The following is a 14,747-nucleotide window of genomic DNA, read 5'->3' as shown; positions in this document are numbered from 1 at the left end:
AATTACTATTATGACGACAGAGGAACATGCTTTACAGATAATAGCTAAACTTTCTACAGCTACAAATTACGAACAGGCAGACCAGATACTGGCAGCTGCCGAAAAAGAACACCAGTCATTATTCCAGGAAATACTTCCTGTATTGGAAAATAAAATATCGGCACTCTCTCCATTAGATTGCAATAGCCTGCAATGGAGCATCTACAAATATACGCTGCTGCAAACCCGTAAAAGCACGCATAGCGAAATGGCCTGATCTATGCCCTTTTGGCAAGCTGGTTGCCGATTGCCGCTACGATTTCTTCAACCGGTAAAGCCGATTGTAAATAAGTATCTACAAATGCATAATTGATCTCTGATGCAGCGTTCAATACATAAACTGCAGGCGTAGGCACATCTTCATTTACACCGGCAACACGGCCCCAGATCGGGTCTGTATCGTTGTATAAACCCACTTTGCGGGCTATACGGAATTGTGCATCATATACTACATCCACTTCCCAGTTTTCGGGGTGGACAGCCTTCGCCTGCTTCTTATCTTCCGCAGATATGATCAGCAGCCTGGCCCCTGCTGCCTCTATGGCGGCCTGGGATTGCTTTAACTCCTCCCATAAACGATCTCCGTACCTGTTCCAATGCCATGAGTAAAACACTACCACGGTAGGCTGGCCGAATAATTCAATACCATTTCCTTCCTCTGCGGGAATTTCGGGGAAATAATTACCTGCTGTTAATGGGTTAATACGTTCCCTGTTGCGGTTAGGGCTGGGGAAATTTTCGGGTACCGGGGTTTCCAGGTAATCTGCGTATCTGTAAAGCGTAGAAGAAACTGTAGACATAATACTTATTTTTTTAAATGGTTGATATCCGGCAGCTATTTTTAAGCTTTGGTTTTGATTTCTGGATCAAAGATAGAACAAAAAATTTAATTCCCTACTATTCCTATAGACTAATAGGTAAAATAAATTCTAATTAATTGGTTTTTAACCAGATAATTTTTTGCATTTTTTTATTTACCTTGAAATAAGCGTTTAAACCCTAAGAACATGCTGCTGAAACATAGCCTCTCCATCCGCCAGGTATTCGCTTTTACCTGGAAAGTAGACCTGATGCTGCTCGCCTGTTGCAGCCTGCTGTATTTCCTGGACACTCATTACTTTCTCCTCCAGCTGGCCATCCCGGCTTCCATTTCAACAGCCCTGGGTACTGCCCTGGCCTTCTTTATAGGTTTTAACAACAACCAGGCTTATGACCGCTGGTGGGAAGCACGTAAAATATGGGGCGCCCTCGTCAACGACTCCAGGTCCTGGGCCCGCAGCCTTCTTTACTACCAGTCGAATACCGAAGCCGCCCCCCAAACCATGGTCCGGCACATGATATACCGGCACCTGGCTTTCGTATACGCCCTTAAAACCGTATTGCGCAAACGGCCCGACGATTATTATACCCGCTACCTCACCCGGGAAGAAATAGAACAGGTGCAAAAAGAAAACAATATTCCCAACGCCATCCTGAACCTGCAGGCCCGCGACCTCCAACATCTCCGGAACACCGGCGCCATCGACGGCTTCACTTTTATGGAAATGAACCAGCTCCTGGTAAAGCATTGCGACGAAATGGGCCAGTCGGAACGGATAAGGAATACCGTATTCCCTCCCAGCTACCTGTATTTTACCCGGATGTTCATCTGGTTCTATGTACTCATGAATACACTACTCATGATAGATACCATCGGCATTTGGTCTATCCCCTTCGGCTGGATGTTCGGGTTCGTATTTCATGCCACCCACCTGAACGGAACTTTTCTCCAGGACCCCTTCGATTTCCAGCCCATGGCCATTCCCCTCGATAATATTTCCAGGACTATAGAAATAAATACTATCCAATTGCTGGGCGATGAACCCGTGCCGGCTCCCGTACAACCAAGAATGGACGGGCTTTATATCATGTAGGCATAGCCACCCTGAAGACTATACGCAGATGACGGATTGCTTTTTAGTAATTCGTAATTTCCTATTTTTACAGTATATGACGTATGAACAACTTTGTAATCTATACGCCCAATCGGTAACTCTGAGAATTTTAAGGGCCCGTAGCGCCCCTTTGATGCTGTCATTTTTTCATTACACCTTTAAAGAAAAAAATCAGACAACCATATCAAACGTAGAACTGGTAACAAGGTTATCAGATTACCTGGGCATGACCGGCTACAAGGCAACCGACGACGAAATAGATGCCAGCAGCCTGCTGGACAACGACGACGAAAAAGCCAGGAAATACATAGAACAATGGAGCAATAAAGGCTTTCTCCGGAAATACCCCGACGACGACGGCGTAGATATCCATGAACTAAGCAGCGACATGGAAAAAGTAATGCACTGGATCTCTACCCTTCAAAAACGGGAATTCGTAGGTACCGAAAGCCGCTTCAAAGATATCTTCTCCAAGGTCAAAGAACTGGTAGATCAAAGCAATAAAGATCCCCAGCAAAGGATACAGGAACTGGAAAGAAAAAAATTCGAGATAGAACAGGAGATCAAAGCCATCACCATTTCAGGCAAAGTCCAGGTGTTCGACGATACCCAGATCAAAGAGAGGTTCTACGATGTAAACCGCATGTCGCGCGAACTGCTCAGCGACTTTAAGGAAGTAGAACAGAACTTTGAACAGATCACCCAGGAGATCTACCGCAAACAAAGCGAAAGAGACATCGCCAAAGGCACCCTCCTGGCCTATACCCTCGATTCTTTCGAAGCGCTCAGGGAAAAAGACCAGGGAAAAAGCTTCTATTCGTTCTGGGAATTCCTGATGGATGAAAAGAAACAGGATGAAATGAGAATGCTGATAGAAAAACTCTATGAGCTGCTGGAAGACAGGAACATTGAATATAAAAATGACCGCTTCCTGAAAAAACTCAAACAATACCTCCATGCCTCCGGTAAAAAAGTGATAGATGCCAACAAGAAGCTAAGCGATAAACTGAGCCGCGTACTCAGCGAAACCAACTTCACCGAACACCGCAAGGCCATGGAACTGATCAATGATATCAGGCAACTGGCCTTCCAGTCGCTGGACCAACCACCAGGCGACGAGTTTTTCATCGACCTGGAAAGCGATCCGGAAATCGACCTCTTCGACCGCTGGGATCTTGCAGAAGAAAAGAAACCTAACCTGCAGGTAACCTTCCCGGACGGCCTTGGCGGCAACGATTTCGAAGCATCCGACCTCCAGGCCCTGTTCAACCAGTTCAATATCGACAGAACATTGCTGGAAAACAGGATCGCCACCCAGCTGGAAAATAAAAAACAAGTGAGCCTGAAAGAACTGGTAGAAGTTTATGGAGCAGAAAAAGGACTGACAGAACTGATCACCTATTTCTCCATCGCCAGCCAGTCTTCGCATCACATCATTCTTGAAACACCAGACCCGGTGACCCTCGGTAACCGTACCATCAATATGCCTATGGTACTGTTCACCAATGCTCAAAACTAATTTATGGCCGAAAAAAATACATCGCCCTTTGCACACGTGTTCCTGAAACTCATGCAGGGACCCATTTACGAAGAAGATAAAACTTACTGGAAAGACCTCCTGGGCTGGCAAACGGAATTAAGCAAATACCTGCAACAGGTAGGCCTGCAACTGGTGATCAGCGAAAGCGACGGCTTTGCCCGCATCGTTCAGCCGGAAGCAGACGAAAGCCTTGCCGATAAGCCGCTGCCAAGACTTATGAGGAAAACCCGGCTCACCTACGAGGCAACCCTGCTCTGCATCGTGCTCAGGGAAGCCCTCGACGAATTTGATATTAAAGGAAGCGGCACCAGGTTGTTCCTCACGCAAAAAGAGATCAAAGAACGGCTGGCCATCTTCTTTAAAGACCGGCATAACCGGTCAAAACTGCTTAAAGACCTTAACAAACCTATCAACAGCCTGCTCAATGTAGGCGTCCTGAAAGTAACACGGGAAGATGCTGTCAATAAAGAATTACAGCAATACGAAGTTAAGAGGATCATCAAAGCGCTGGTAAATAACGAAAAACTGGAAGAGATCAAATCAAAATTAAAACTGCATGTCAACCCTGTTCAATAGTGATGCCAAGGAAAGCGGATTCCGGTTGCAGTATTTTGAAATATACAACTGGGGAACCTTTCACAATAAAATATATCGTGTTAATACCAATGGTCAGACTTCACTGCTGACCGGCGCTAACGGTAGCGGTAAAACTACCCTCATCGACGCCCTGTTAACACTGCTTGTGCCCTCCAATAAACGTTTCTATAACCAGTCATCCGGTACAGAACAAAGGAAGGACAGGGGAGAAGAATCGTATTTCTGGGGATACTACGGGAAAACATTCTCTGAAGAATCCCAGCAATCGAAAACCGATCAACTCCGTCACAAGGAAAACAACCCGTATTCAGTATTGCTGGCCTACTTCTACAATGCCGCAACCATGCACCAGATCACGCTGGCGCAGGTAAGATGGTACGCCGGTGAAATGAAACGCCAGTTCATCGTATCGCCGCACAAACTGAATATCAACGACCATTTCGGAAACGGGAAATTTGATGTAAAAGGCGACTGGAAGAAAAAACTTCGCCTCGAATATCCAAAAACCGAGATCACCGACAGCTTCAAGGAATACTCTGCATTGTTCAGCAACATCTTCGGGCTGCGCAGCGAAAAAGCGCTCTCGTTGTTTAACCAGACGGTAGGGATCAAAGTACTGGGCGACCTGAACTCTTTTATCCGCGGCCAGATGCTGGATGAAACAGACAGCGAAGGCGAATTCCTCAAACTACGGGAGAACTACGAAAGCCTGCTCACCAGTCACCGCGCCATCCAGAAAGATGAAACACAGCTGAAAATGCTGGAACCCATCATCGAAAACCGGGAGGCATGGAAAGCGTTGCAGGAAAGGAACAGGGAACTGCAAAACCTTCAGGATATACTCCCTGCCTGGTTCAATAAACAGGAGAAAGACCTGCTGGAACAGGAACTCCAGGTACTGCAACAGGAACAGGAACTCACAGCTACCAATCTTACTGCCATCAACAACCAGCTCAAATCCCTGCAACTCAGGAAAGATGAACTGATAGCGCAGAAAGCCAATAACAGCGTAGATGAACAGCTCCGTTCCATGGAAAAGACCATTCACTACGAACTGAAAGCCCAGGAGGCCAAGCGTAGTAAAATGGAAGAATACAATAAGCTGGCAGAAAGGCTAAACCTCGCTGCATCGCCGGACGAACAGCGGTTCCACGACAACATTGCCAGGGCCGAAAAACAACTCAGCGGCCTGGATAAACAAATAGATTCCTTACAGGAAGAGATCTTCCATCATAAAAGCAGCCTGGCCGCCGAACAATCGGAAGCTGCAAGGCTCGAAGAAGAGATCGACTCTTTCCTCAACCGGAAAAACAACATCCCTTATGAACTGATCCGCATCCGCCAGCAACTGGCAGATATGCTCGATATTTCAGAAGATGCGCTGCCGTTTGCAGGAGAGCTGATCAGGGTAAAAAGCTCCGAGAGCCACTGGGAAGCCGCTATCGAAAAAGTATTGCACAACTTTGCATTGCGCCTGCTGGTACCGGAAGACTATATCAGGGATATCAACAAATACATCAACGAAAACAACCTGCAAACCCGGCTGGTATACCATAAAGTGGAAGAGCAATCCTATACCATGCTGCGCATGCCTTCAGAAAAGGATAGCCTCCTGCAGAAAATCGAGATCAAACCGGGCACAGAATTTAAAGAATGGTTGGAGCAGCAGTTAATCGACCAGTTCGACTATACCTGTACCGACAAGATGGATGTATTCAACAAGTCGAAAAAGGCCATCACTTCAAATGGATTGATCAGGCAATCGTCGCGCCACGAAAAAGACGACAGACCAGCCCGTGGACAAAAGAATAATTACGTGCTGGGCTGGAACAATAAAAATAAACTGCGCCTGCTGAAAACGGAACAGGACGAATGCAATGCCAATATAGAAACCCTGCAGCACAGCATTTCACAGCTTGAAACAGCCCGTAAAGGTATTGCCGGCAACCACTCCCTGTTAACCGCGTTCCTTTCATTGCGCAATTATTCAGAAATAGACTGGCAATCGCATGCCGAGGTGATTGAAACATTCACCAGGGAAAAGAATGCGTTATTGCAGACCAGCGACAAATACCAGGTGATCTGCGAACAGCTCGACGAAACTACTGCCAGCATTGCCGCCAAAGAGCAGGAAAAGGAAAAGATGTTGCAGGAAAAAGGCCGGCTGGATGATAAAACAGCAGAGAAACAACGTTATTTCAAACAACTGCGGGTCAACAAACTGGACGATGCATCCCAGCAAAAAGCGCTGGAATTCCTTACAGACCTGGCCATTACCGAAACGGCGCAAACAGTTTCCCAGTTGGCTGCTTACAGGAAAAAGGCAGATGAAAGCCTGAGAACTTCCATGACGGAAGCATTACGCCTGTCGACCGATAAAGAATCTGAGATCACCAGGCAGCTATCTGCTTTTGTAATGCCTCCTAAATCGATCCACGACCTGTATCCCGACTGGTTAGGCGACGTTACTGACCTTCAGCCTCATGTGAAGTATTTAGACGAATTTACGGCCTTATATGAGCGAATTAAATACCAGCGCCTGATAGAGCATAAAGAACGTTTCCGCAAATACATGGATACCAGCATGCTCAACGCTATTACCAACTACCGGGCATGGATATACGGCCAGGAAGACCTGATCCGCGAAGTGATCGACGACCTGAACGAACCGCTGCGCAATATCACCTTCAACAAGAATCCGGATACTTACCTGCAACTGGAATGCAGGATGGTAAAGGATGTTGAAATACGCAACTTCAAGGAGAAGCTGAGCGGCGCGGTACCTGACAGCTACAAATACCATATGGAAAAAGATGAAGCTTACGGCGAACAACTTTTCCAGAATATCAAATTGTTGATCGATGAATTGCAGCAGAACGAAGCGTGGAGACGAAAAGTAACCGACGTCCGCAACTGGCTGGATTTCGGGGCAAAGGAATTTTACATTGCAGATAACCGGGCCTTCAAATATTATGAAGATACTGCCAGCTTATCGGGTGGAGAAAAAGCCCAGTTCACTTATACCATCCTGGGAGCTGCCATCGCCTACCAGTTTGGCATCAATGAAGCCAACCGCCAGCACCGCAGTTTACGGTTCATTACAGTGGATGAAGCTTTCAGTAAGCTCGACCCTGAGAAAAGCCATTACCTGATGGAATACTGCGGCCAGCTGAACCTCCAGCTACTGGTAGTTACGCCGTTAGATAAACTGAATATCGCAGAACCGTATATACATGCCTGCCATTTTGTTGCGAACAAGAACAAACGCGATTCCGTTGTATACAACTTCACGATGGAAGAATACATAGAACGCAAAAAAGAATTCGAATCAATGGCGGCCTTGTCTTGATTTCACGCGGAGGTTTCACGCAGAGAGGCATAAGAAGCAAAGAGGCATAAGATTTTTTTGATCTGAGCGAATATTAAGAAAGCAAAGAGGTGAGATTATATAACATAATTTCCTTCTTTGCTTTCTTATTTTCTTTAAAAAAATATCTTATGCCTCTTTGCTTCTTATGCCTCTCTGCGTGAAACCTCTGCGTGAAAAAAGGAGTAGAAACATTATATTTATATTAATACATGATAAACATCAGGTTCATGGATTAATACACCTGCTACCTTTGTAACAATAATTCAAGTTTATGCCTTCCGTAGAAATACTTTCAAGGATACAATTCGCCTTTACCATTGCGTTTCACTATATCTATCCCCCGTTGAGTATAGGATTAGGGGTTTGCCTTGTGATCATGGAAGGGTTATACCTGAAAACGGGACTGTTGCTGTACAAAGACATTACCAGGTTCTGGATAAAGATATTTGCCCTGATATTTGGTATCGGGGTAGCAACAGGTATCGTCATGGAATTTGAATTCGGTACCAACTGGGCTACTTATTCTCATTATGTAGGCGATATTTTTGGCAGTGCGCTGGCGGCAGAAGGCATCTTTGCATTTGCGATGGAATCGGCTTTCCTTGGCGTATTGCTCTTTGGCTGGAACAAAGTAAACAAAGGGGTCCATTTCTTCTCTACCTGCATGGTGGCGCTGGGTTCTATCTTCTCTGCGCTCTGGATCGTGATCGCCAACTCCTGGCAGCAAACGCCCGCCGGCTTCAGGATAGAAGGCGAAGGCCTGAAAGCCAGGGCCGTTGTAACAGATTTCTGGGAAATGGTTTTAAATCCTTCTTCCGTTGATCGTTTTTCGCATGTTATTATAGGCGCATTCCTCGCCGGTTCTTTCCTGGTGATCAGCGTGGGCGCCTGGTATATACTGAAAGAAAGGCATATCAAACATGCCCAGGCAATGTTTAAAGTTGGTTTAAGCGTAGCCGCTGTTGCTGCGTTATTGCAGCTTTTCACAGGTCATCGTTCTGCGCATTACGTAAGTAAATACCAACCCGAAAAACTGGCGGCAATGGAAGGGCATTACGATAGTTCTGCTGTTGCACCAATGTATATAGTAGGATGGGTTGACAATAAAGCGGAGAAAACTACCGGCATCAAAATTCCGGGAGGTTTATCATTCCTTACACACAACAGCTTTTCTGCGCCTGTACAGGGTTTAAATGCTACGCCAAAAGAAGAAAGACCTACTGCAGTGAACTTCGTTTTCCAGATGTACCATATTATGATCAGTATAGGCGTGGCGTTAATAGCGCTCACCATATTTGGAGTAGTTCTTTTATGGAAAAACAAACTGTTCAATAAACGCTGGCTGATGATCATATTCTGCTGGTCGGTGTTATTGCCCCAGATCGCTAACCAGGTAGGATGGTATGCTGCTGAAGTAGGCCGCCAGCCCTGGGTGGTATATAAATTACTGAAAACGTCAGACGCGCTTTCCAAAAAGGTAACAGCAGACCAGGTGATGTTCTCGTTGATCCTTTTCACCTTTGTATATGTAGTATTGTTCGCTTTGTTCATCTACCTGCTTAACAGGAAAATACAGCATGGGCCAGATATATCTGAACACGCGGAAAGCGAATACGATGGCTATTATCACGATAATATAACCTTTCATCCTACAAAATTATAACAGCATGGAAACAATACTTGGATTAGACCTTCCAACCTGGTGGTTCCTTGTAATTGGCGGTTTGATAACAGGATATGGAGTGTTAGACGGATTTGACCTTGGCGCCGGTTCTTTACATCTTTTCTTTAACAAGGAAGAAAGCAGGCGGCTTGCTTTGAATGCTATAGGCCCTGTCTGGGATGGAAATGAAGTTTGGCTGGTAATTGCCGGGGGCGCTTTGTTCGCCGGCTTCCCGCTGGTGTATGGCGTTGTATTATCTACCTTTTATATTCCCTTCATGCTGTTCCTGGTAGCGCTGATCTTCAGGGCTATCTCTATAGAATTCCGGAGTAAGGAACCCTGGAAATGGTGGCGTAAAATGTGGGATATCAGTTATACAGTTTCCAGTACAGCTATCACCCTGTTACTGGGCCTGGTGTTGGGAAACCTGATCCATGGCCTGCCTATTAACAAGGAACATGAATTTACAGGCAACCTGCTGACCTTCTTCAATCCTTATGCTATCCTGATAGCAGTTACCACCTTATCATTATTCATGCTCCATGGAGCTATTTACCTGGTGATGAAAACAGAGCACAGGCTTTATACAAAATTGACGGTGATTGTGAACAATTGCAGCAAGTTCTTCATTCTTTGCTTCATACTAACGTCGATGGCCACACTGATCTATGTGCCTCATATGACCGCCCGTTTTAAAGCGTACCCGGAGCTTTTTGCAATCCCTTTAGGGGCCGTGCTGACGCTCCTGAATATTAAAAGGAATATTGATGCCAGGAAATACTTTACCGCTTTCCTGTTCTCCTGTATTATCACTGCCTGTTTATTGATCCTGTTTGCAGTGGGGCTGTTCCCGAATATCGTCATTTCGACTATCGACCCGGCGTACAGCATCAGTATCTATGCCGCCGCTTCCTCTGCAAAATCGCTTAAGATCATGTTATTGATAGCTGCTATCGGAACGCCTATGGTAATAGGATATACAACTTTCCTGTTCTGGACCTTCAGGGGTAAAGTGAAGCTAAACGAGATGAGTTACTAGGGAAGGGCTTAAAAAACAGGTCCCCGCAAGAAATTGCAGGGACTTACCATTTAACCTATATTCTGTACTGTAGCATCGTTTTTAGAGATCTCCCTCTTCGTCAATTGTCTTTACCTCTTTTGCCGTGCTGGTTGGGAGACGTCGTATATAAGACCTTCTGCTATTTCAAAAGTTTAATCGGCAACAAAAAAATTCTGAAAATAATTTTTACGCCCGAAATTAGTAGGCGAAAATAAGCAATTCCATGAATCGTATTGACCGTCTGACTGCTATTTTAATCCAGCTTCAGGGTAAAAAAATTGTTAAGGCTGCCGAAATCTCCGACCGTTTCAACATCAGCTTGCGTACCGTGTACCGGGATGTTAAAGCCTTGCAGGAGGCCGGCGTGCCCATTGGAGCGGAAGCTGGCACCGGTTATTATATAGTGGATGGCTACCATCTGCCCCCTATCATGTTCTCCAAAGAAGAGGCCGCTGCGCTGCTGACAGGTGAGAAGCTGATGGCCCAGTTCAGCGACATCAGCAATCGCAAACAGTTTGGGTTGGCAATGGAAAAGATCCGGTCTGTACTCCGGGGCGCCGAAAAAGACTACCTGGAAACCCTTGACGACAATATTGCCGTACTCAGGGCCCGGCCCCAGTTCGAGGATATGCAGTTCCCTAACCGCTTCCTCACGGAGATACAACAGGCCCTGGGTACCAACCATGTCATTAAGATCGACTATTATTCTCTTCAAAACCAGGATAGCGCCAGGGAAGTAGAGCCTATTGGCATCTTCTACACCAGCAACTACTGGCACTTGATCGCTTATTGCCGTTTAAGACAAGGGTACCGCGACTTCCGGATAGACAGGATCAGGAAACTGACCATCCTTTCCCACTCTTATAACCGTAATAATCACCCTTCTTTACAAACCTACCTGGAAGAGAGGAGAAATAAAGAAGAAGCTCCTTCTTACCTGGTGAAGATCGCAATAGACAATGAGGTTATGCGGTTTGTGCACGATCAGAAGTATTACTTCGGGCTTATGGAAGAAACAGTGGTAGGTAATAAAACGGAATTAACCTTCCTCCAGCCTCATTTGTCGTATTTCGCCCGCTGGCTGCTGATGCTTGGCAGAAGCGCAGAAGTAAGGGAACCCCAGGAACTAAAAACAGCCATCTCTGACCTGGTAAAAGAATTACATGATCATTATCAGTAAGATTGAAGACTACTGACATAGGGTTGTCACCATGGGACTTTTATTTTGTGCTTCATTACAAACTTGATTGAAAACCATGGCAAAACTAGACCTTACAAAAGCGTACAAAAAGTATTTTACCGCCACTCCCACACCTCATGTAACAGAAGTTGAAAAAGGCTTGTACCTCACTATTACAGGCCAGGGAAACCCCGACGGAGAACAATTTGCAGCTGCCGTGGCAGCGCTTTATTCCGTTGCCTATGGAATAAAGTTCGACAATAAGGCAAAGGGAAAAGACTTTGTGGTGAGCAAGCTGGAAGGGTTTTGGTGGGTAGATGCAACTGGTATTGATCCGCTGCAGGTACCGCGTGATCTCTGGCATTACGAGCTGGCTATCATGTTGCCCGATGATATTTCCCAGGCCCAGTTCAGGCAGGCGGTTGAAAAAGCTATGGCTAAAAAGAAATCCCCGCTGGTTAACCAGGTTCAGCTCAAACAAATGGAAGAAGGACTATGCGTACAGGTCCTGCACGAAGGGCCTTTCAGCGAAGAGCCAAGAACCCTGAAGAAACTGCATGGTTATATTGAGCAGGAAGGATATGCGTTCAATGGCCGGCATCATGAGATCTATCTCTCCGATTTCAGGAGAACAGCGCCTGAAAAGCAGCGAACTATTCTACGCCATCCTGTGAGGAAGTGATGTCGAAAGTCTTTAAATGAGAAAGTGATTATTCGGTTAACCCCAATTGAATAATAGCTTGTTGAGCGGCTATCTGGCTGGCGTCTTTTTTATTGAAGGCTTTACCGCTGCAGATCAGTTCTCCGTCTACCACGGCGCCTACTGTAAAGATCCGGCGGCCGTTATCTACCTGTTCTTCCAGGAGTTCGAACTCGAGGGTCTTGCCATTTTTGTTGGCCCAACCATATAATTTGTTCTTATGATTCATTTCAACTGCTTCCAGTTGGTCCATATCGATATATGGCATTAAGATGCGTTTATGAACAAATTGCTGGGTTTTGGTATAGCCTTTATCGAGGTATACGGCGCCTACGAGGGCTTCCAGGGTATTACCAAAGATCTGGCTGATCTTGAGGAAGCTGTTGTATTTATCGTAAATGGTCAGTTTACGCAACCCCATTTTGATGGCGATGTCGTTCAATTGTTGCCGGTTAACGATCTTGGAGCGCATTTCTGTTAAGTAACCTTCTGTTTTATAGGGGTACTTTTTGAACAAATAGTCTCCCACGATGGCGCCGAGAATGGCGTCACCAAGGTATTCCAGCCTTTCGTTGCTTTCCAGGAACTTTTCTTTACTGGAACGATGGCTCAAGGCAACTTCATAAAGGGCAAAATTGCCCGGAGGGAAACCGAGCAAGTTATGAAGCTCTTTATATAAGTGCCTCTTTTTGGAAACAAATCGATATAAAAAACCTGGCAGTAATCTCACACAATCAAAATCAAGGAACAAATTTTTTGAAAATAACGGAAGCGTTATGCCCGCCAAACCCGAAGGTATTGGAAAGCGCAGCCCTTACTTCTCTCTTTTGTGCGATATTGAAAGTAAAATTTAATTTCGGGTCCAGCTGAGGATCGTCTGTAAAGTGGTTGATCGTAGGAGGAACTATGCCATCAATGATGGACATGATCGCAGCTATAGATTCAACGGCGCCGGCAGCCCCGAGTAAGTGACCGGTCATAGATTTGGTAGAACTGATGTTCAGGTTATAAGCATGTTCTCCAAATACCTGCTGAATGGCTTTTACTTCGGCAATATCTCCAAGTGGAGTAGAAGTACCGTGAACGTTGATATAATCGATATCAGCTGGTTGCAAGCCGGCATCTGACAAGGCGTTACGCATTACATTCTGTGCGCCCAATCCTTCCGGATGGGGGGCTGTAATATGGTAAGCATCGGCAGTTGCACCGCCTCCAGCTAATTCTGCATAAATTTTAGCGCCTCTTGCCTGGGCATGCTCCAACGATTCCAGTACCAGGGCTCCTGCTCCTTCTCCCATTACAAAACCGTCGCGGTCGAGGTCAAAAGGCCTGGAAGCTGTTTTAGGATCGTCGTTTCTTTCGGACAAGGCCTTCATGGCATTGAAACCGCCCACACAAGGTTCGTTGATCACATTTTCTGATCCCCCGGTGATAACCATGTCGGTTTTCCCGTAACGGATGCTGTACATTGCTTCAATAATAGCATTGGTTGCTGATGCACAAGCAGATACAACAGAAAAATTAGGCCCGCGGAAACCGTGGCGGATAGAAATGTATCCGGCCGCAATATCCAGGATTAGCCTTGTGATGAGGAAAGGACTGAAGCGGGGTGTACCGTCCCCTAAGTGAAATTCTTTAAGCTCGTGGCTGAAATTTATCATTCCACCTACCCCTGTACCCCAAATTACACCGACCCGATCCGAATTGATCTTGTCTTTTTTAATCTGGGCGTCCAGGATCGCCTGATCTGCGGATATTACCGCTGTTTGAATAAAGGGGTCCATTTTCCGGGCCTCCTTTTTGTCCAGGTAATTAGTAGGATCGAAATTTTTCAGTTCGCAAGCAAAACGGGTTTTGAACTTGGAAGCATCAAATTGCTTGATATAATCCGCGCTGGATACACCGTTCGTCAATCCGCTCCAGAATTCGGCTACGGAATTGCCGAGCGGTGTAAGAGCGCCTAAACCTGTAACGACAACTCGTCTTGGTTGCATTAAAACAATTCTGATTAGTAGGATTATTTTACATGTTCTTCCAGGTAAGCAACTGCCTGGCCAACAGTAGTAATAGTTTCAGCTTGTTCGTCAGGAATGGAGATGTTGAATTCTTTTTCGAATTCCATAATCAGTTCTACCGTATCCAAAGAGTCAGCGCCTAAGTCGTTGGTGAAGCTGGCTTCAGGAGTTACCTCGGCTTCGTCAACGCCCAATTTGTCAATGATGATCTTTTTAACTCTTGATGCAATGTCTGACATAATTTTAAGTGTTTTTGGTTTAAAACTTGAGTGCAAAAATATAATTTTTATTGAATTGCCAACAGATAGCCCAAATTTTAAAGGCACGACATCTCCTACATTCCCGCCAAACCCACTACAGTTAACATATTCGTAGCTTTGTTAATAAAAGAATTTATACAATTTTGATATTCCCTCACTTACAGATTTGCAATTTTTCACTCAAAAGTCATGTTTTTCTCCCAGAATAGAGAGAATCTCTGCCAATTCCCTTTTTTCCTCCATTCAACCTCCTTTTTTGCCACTTATCGAATCCATTAACGCTAATTAACAGTCGCCCGTACCTTTCAGACCCCTCTTTGCTTAAATTTGTCCGGCTTATGAGGAATTACCTCTACTTAGCCCGTTTCGTTGTATTGATATAGCCTAAC

At 45.5% G+C, this 14,747-nt stretch carries 13 protein-coding genes; 9 read left to right on the top strand and 4 right to left on the bottom strand.

Annotation, left to right across the window (positions count from 1 at the left end):
- Positions 1–10 precede the first annotated feature (10 nt).
- Complete coding sequence (locus BLV62_RS13410; RefSeq protein ID WP_089762425.1) at positions 11–256, top strand: hypothetical protein; 246 nt, start codon at positions 11–13, stop codon at positions 254–256.
- Position 257: 1 nt separating this feature from the next.
- On the opposite strand, the gene BLV62_RS13405 is transcribed toward BLV62_RS13410, so the two are convergent.
- The gene (locus BLV62_RS13405) at positions 258–839 is read right to left on the bottom strand and encodes a redoxin domain-containing protein (protein ID WP_089762423.1); all 582 of its coding nucleotides are present in this window, start codon (positions 837–839) and stop codon (positions 258–260) included.
- Positions 840–1,046: 207 nt separating this feature from the next.
- On the opposite strand from BLV62_RS13405, the gene BLV62_RS13400 reads away from it, so the two are divergent.
- The 8 genes from BLV62_RS13400 to BLV62_RS13365 all read left to right on the top strand — a co-directional run bounded on the left by BLV62_RS13400 (position 1,047) and on the right by BLV62_RS13365 (position 12,065).
- Entirely contained in the window at positions 1,047–1,952 is a 906-nt protein-coding gene (locus tag BLV62_RS13400; protein ID WP_089762421.1) for a bestrophin family protein, read from the top strand.
- Positions 1,897–3,492, top strand: a complete 1,596-nt coding sequence (locus tag BLV62_RS13395; protein ID WP_089762419.1) for a DUF3375 domain-containing protein — start codon at positions 1,897–1,899, stop codon at positions 3,490–3,492. The genes BLV62_RS13400 and BLV62_RS13395 overlap by 56 nt, the downstream gene beginning before the upstream one ends.
- Positions 3,493–3,495: 3 nt before the next feature.
- Positions 3,496–4,089 (top strand): DUF4194 domain-containing protein, encoded by a 594-nt coding sequence (locus BLV62_RS13390; RefSeq protein WP_089762417.1) that lies wholly within the window; start codon positions 3,496–3,498, stop codon positions 4,087–4,089.
- A complete protein-coding gene (locus tag BLV62_RS13385; RefSeq protein ID WP_089762415.1) occupies positions 4,070–7,459 on the top strand; it encodes an ATP-binding protein in 3,390 nt (1,129 codons plus the stop codon). Before BLV62_RS13390 ends, BLV62_RS13385 begins: the two co-directional genes overlap by 20 nt.
- A gap of 292 nt (positions 7,460–7,751) precedes the next feature.
- The gene (locus BLV62_RS13380; protein WP_089762414.1) at positions 7,752–9,143 is read left to right on the top strand and encodes a cytochrome ubiquinol oxidase subunit I; all 1,392 of its coding nucleotides are present in this window, start codon (positions 7,752–7,754) and stop codon (positions 9,141–9,143) included.
- A 4-nt stretch (positions 9,144–9,147) separates the two neighbouring features.
- Entirely contained in the window at positions 9,148–10,182 is a 1,035-nt protein-coding gene (gene cydB, locus BLV62_RS13375) for a cytochrome d ubiquinol oxidase subunit II (RefSeq protein WP_089762412.1), read from the top strand.
- Positions 10,183–10,426: 244 nt separating this feature from the next.
- Positions 10,427–11,383, top strand: coding sequence for a helix-turn-helix transcriptional regulator (locus BLV62_RS13370; RefSeq protein WP_089762410.1), 957 nt, complete (start codon positions 10,427–10,429; stop codon positions 11,381–11,383).
- A gap of 76 nt (positions 11,384–11,459) precedes the next feature.
- Positions 11,460–12,065, top strand: a complete 606-nt coding sequence (locus BLV62_RS13365; protein ID WP_089762408.1) for a GyrI-like domain-containing protein — start codon at positions 11,460–11,462, stop codon at positions 12,063–12,065.
- A gap of 28 nt (positions 12,066–12,093) precedes the next feature.
- Here the strand turns inward: BLV62_RS13365 and rnc are convergent, their stop codons facing one another.
- Genes rnc through BLV62_RS13350 form a run of 3 tightly spaced genes read right to left on the bottom strand, consistent with a single transcriptional unit; the run spans position 12,094 to position 14,337 of the window.
- Positions 12,094–12,813 carry a ribonuclease III gene (gene rnc / locus BLV62_RS13360; protein ID WP_225889576.1) on the bottom strand — a complete coding sequence of 240 codons (720 nt, stop codon included), beginning with the start codon at positions 12,811–12,813 and terminating at the stop codon, positions 12,094–12,096.
- Between the two features lie 10 nt (positions 12,814–12,823).
- A complete protein-coding gene (gene fabF, locus BLV62_RS13355) occupies positions 12,824–14,077 on the bottom strand; it encodes a beta-ketoacyl-ACP synthase II (RefSeq protein WP_089762406.1) in 1,254 nt (417 codons plus the stop codon).
- A gap of 23 nt (positions 14,078–14,100) precedes the next feature.
- Positions 14,101–14,337, bottom strand: a complete 237-nt coding sequence (locus tag BLV62_RS13350; RefSeq protein ID WP_012788038.1) for an acyl carrier protein — start codon at positions 14,335–14,337, stop codon at positions 14,101–14,103.
- Positions 14,338–14,747: the final 410 nt, after the last annotated feature.

This window comes from Chitinophaga terrae (ex Kim and Jung 2007) (assembly GCF_900107795.1).
Taxonomy (GTDB): domain Bacteria; phylum Bacteroidota; class Bacteroidia; order Chitinophagales; family Chitinophagaceae; genus Chitinophaga; species Chitinophaga terrae.
Note: the sequence above shows the minus strand (reverse complement) of the source record. Positions and strands in the feature narration are given on the sequence as shown.